This is a genomic window from Tannerella sp., assembly GCF_030528505.1.
Lineage (GTDB): Bacteria > Bacteroidota > Bacteroidia > Bacteroidales > Tannerellaceae > Tannerella.
This window is the reverse complement of the sequence record NZ_JAUMYS010000113.1, coordinates 1-3,328: the sequence shown is the minus strand read 5'-3', so window position 1 is coordinate 3,328 and position 3,328 is coordinate 1. Positions and strand designations below refer to the sequence as shown.

Genomic DNA, 3,328 nt, shown 5'->3' with positions numbered 1-3,328 from the left:
AACGCCTGCATCATTTAACCGATAATAACCGCTACCGCTTCTTCCGGAGATTCGATTTTTGCCGTAATGATGCTATTTTAGTTATTTCACTCGTTTTCCGAAATTGTTTAATCCGGTTTTTCAAGGCATACAAATCGTTTTTTACGGCATTCTTATTGCGGGCTATATGTAACCCGAACTTTAGAACATGAATGCCTTCCCATGGATTTTCTTCGGCAAAATATAAATCGGTATTGTTGCCATATTGCTCTGACGCGATGGCAGGGATGACGCTTGCCGCCGTTTGCAGGGCTATTTCTTCAACAACAATGCGCCCATTCTTCCATCTAACCACCCATTGGGCTTTTCGCCCGTCGATTTGCATATCCATAAAGCAGTTTTCGATACCGGATGCAGAGATCCGCAGGGCTTTGATAAAGAAATATCCACCCTGTTCATCCGGAATAAGAGTATAATCCGTATGTTCGAAGAGATATTCCGCCGGATCGATTGTATCGGACGAATTTATGACACGAAAAACTGTCGTCATGTCATGATCAAATAAATCCGTAATTCTTTTCAGATGTTTCTTCGGCGCATAACGAATCTTTTCGGGTACGATTTGACCGTTTTGAACCGTGAATCCGGTTTCTGTAAGAAATCCGACAATATCTTCATTCGTCCATATCATCCGATTACGATCTTCTATGCAGCGTTCGTCACAGCCAAACAAGTTATACAGCAGCTCCCAAATCAAATCTTCCTGCTCGGCAGGCTCATAAACCAAATTCCGATGGTCTTCGTGCCGCATCATTTCCCATGCCCAACGGTCGGCCTCCCTGCGCGGGAGTTTTCCGCTCAATAAAGCATTATAAATTTCGATCAACTGATTAAGCGTGACGGTTACCATACCGATAAAGCATCTTATTTTTTCTCTCTCTGCCGGTAATCGATTTCATCTTTGAGCATGGCTATGTCGTCTTTGACGATTTCCTTGTCGCGGGCTTTGTTCAGGCCCGCTTTCAGGATTTCGAATCCGAGGCGGGGATTTTCTTCGGCGTAATACAATTCAGAATTACAACCGTAACGGTCGGAAGCGATGGCGGGGATGACGCTATACTCCTGACCGTCCATTTCTTCGAGCACGATACCCGTTGCAGTCTTCTTGACAACAAGTTCCGATATACGTTCGTCCGTATCCATCGACATATAGCAGAGTACGGTTCGGTCGGCAAAGACTTGCAGAGCTTTGACAAAGTAAAAGCGGGCCGAATCGTCGTCTTCGTCGGGAATCAGTTCGAATGCGGTAGGCATCAGCAGGTATTCTGCCGGGTTTTCGGCGTCGAAGAAGTTCATTACCTTGAAAACCGACACGTCGGGATGAAAAAACATATCGGCCAACCCGATCAAGCTGTCTGCGCTTGTGCTTTCCGGGACGATCGCTCGAGATGGAGAAGGAGACGAAGGTGAAAGTATAAAAGAAACATCATCGTCCATAAAAGAATCGTTATATCTTATTTGTTTACATACGAACGATATGCACATTGATAATCCTCAAAAGATAATCCGGGGTATCGGAAACCGGCATTCATCTTCTTGTAATCGAAACCGGGATACCATTCGCCAGCATGGATCGTGTGGGCTATGAACTGCAAATCACGTTGTACGTTAAACTTGTTATTTGCTTGCCGGTAGTTGTTAAACTGATTGAGTATAGACGAAGCAGGTAAGAATCTCAAAGCTCCTGCATCCGTTATGTACTGTTGCGATGTGAGCCGGACAAGTGCTCCGGTCAATTCATCATACGTAATAATGGCATGTTCGATAAAATCGCATGCTCCTATTATTTGAGCAAGAGATACGTCTTCGCCCGTATAACCGTACTCATAAAGAACAGAGAGCATGACCCATGCATCGGAATTTTGAAGTTGAGTATGCATCATTTAAATAGATAAATTCTCATCATATCATCGATATTTAAAATGAAACGTGCTTTTCAATTTTGCGTTTTTTCCATTGTTCTATCCCGTATTTATCCGACATCCCTTTAATCAGTTTATCATAATACATTGCCATTTCTTCTTCACCTTTATGATAGTAGCATTCACCGATAACGTCTACATAAAAAGCTTGATTCGGTTTGTAGTTGCAGAGAATTTTAGCGAAAATAAGCGCTTTATCAAAGTTTCGTTGGTTCAAACACTCATACGCTGCCAGTCTCAATAGATTGGGATGAAGATCGGTCTGCACCGCATAGCGTAATAAGCTATCCTGATGAGATTGCAGCCAATTCAAATCGATCGAAACAAAATGTGCAATCATTTCACCTCCCGATTTCCCTTTCCGGATCATGTATTCTATATCTCTATAAGGAATAACATAGTATGGCGACTTTTTAAATGATAATCTGATTACATGTTCTACCGATAATCCTTTTTCTTGAACGACTTTACGAATATCTAAAAGCCTGTCATTATACTCTATAACCTCATATTGATCATAATCTATTTCTTTAACGGCAGCCATACACGAAGCATGAAGCGTCTTAGCTTTAGGCAAGTAATAGATCATATAATCTTTTGTCGGTTTCCTTTCATAGAGAGAGTCGAGACAGAATACATTGATGGGAAAATCCGTTTCTGCCAGCAGCGTTGTGTCTTTTTCGATAAAAACGATCTGTTTGCTGTAGACCTTTTGAAGAGAGTCATTCGGGAGTGTTCCATCTTTAAGTGCCTCATTCCAATTATATGGTGTGATATGGAATGTTACTCCTTTTTCAAGAAAAGGCACAACACCCGAAATACTGTGCGAATGCCAATGAGAAACAAAAACAAAACGAACAGGCTTTCTGTAATATGACTCGATAAAAGTCAGAAACTTATTTCCTGCTTCCGTTTCTTTTTTAAAATTTTTCTCCTTTCTGACGGCCGATTCCACAGCAGGCAGCTCCAAAAGCACAACAAAATCGGCATATTCCAATACGGTCGATTGAGAAACACTCGAACTGTCCGTTCGAACAAATGAAATACTTTCGATACCCGGATGATTGGTTTCCCACTTTTGGACAATACATGCTGTTTCGGATTGCCCGAACACGCTATGGCTAAACAGCAACAAAGAAAAACATATATATTTTATCTGAATAGACATCATCGGTAAATTTTATGATTAATAATATGTTATTTCAGCCGTCAGCAGTCGGTTTTCAGCCGTCAGCCGTCGGATCATTAGCCGTCAACGGTCAGTTTTCAGACAACCAAACAACTCAACAATTCAACAACTCAACATTCTAACACCCGAAAGGTTTCACTTTTCGTTTTTCACTTTTCACTTTTCACTCTTCACTTTT

4 protein-coding genes are annotated in these 3,328 nt (G+C 41.5%); all 4 read right to left on the bottom strand.

The features are described 5' to 3' along the window. Positions 1 to 31: 31 nt before the first annotated feature. Genes Q4A89_RS11685 through Q4A89_RS11670 form a run of 4 tightly spaced genes read right to left on the bottom strand, consistent with a single transcriptional unit; the run spans position 32 to position 3,132 of the window. Positions 32 to 889: a hypothetical protein gene (locus Q4A89_RS11685; protein ID WP_303185688.1), complete on the bottom strand. Its 858-nt coding sequence runs from the start codon at positions 887 to 889 to the stop codon at positions 32 to 34. A gap of 14 nt (positions 890 to 903) precedes the next feature. Further along, positions 904 to 1,476 (bottom strand): hypothetical protein, encoded by a 573-nt coding sequence (locus tag Q4A89_RS11680; RefSeq protein WP_303185687.1) that lies wholly within the window; start codon positions 1,474 to 1,476, stop codon positions 904 to 906. Between the two features lie 17 nt (positions 1,477 to 1,493). Then, complete coding sequence (locus Q4A89_RS11675; protein WP_303185686.1) at positions 1,494 to 1,922, bottom strand: hypothetical protein; 429 nt, start codon at positions 1,920 to 1,922, stop codon at positions 1,494 to 1,496. 34 nt (positions 1,923 to 1,956) lie between these two features. Beyond that, on the bottom strand, positions 1,957 to 3,132 hold the full coding sequence (locus tag Q4A89_RS11670; RefSeq protein ID WP_303185685.1) for a hypothetical protein: 1,176 nt from the start codon (positions 3,130 to 3,132) through the stop codon (positions 1,957 to 1,959). Positions 3,133 to 3,328: the final 196 nt, after the last annotated feature.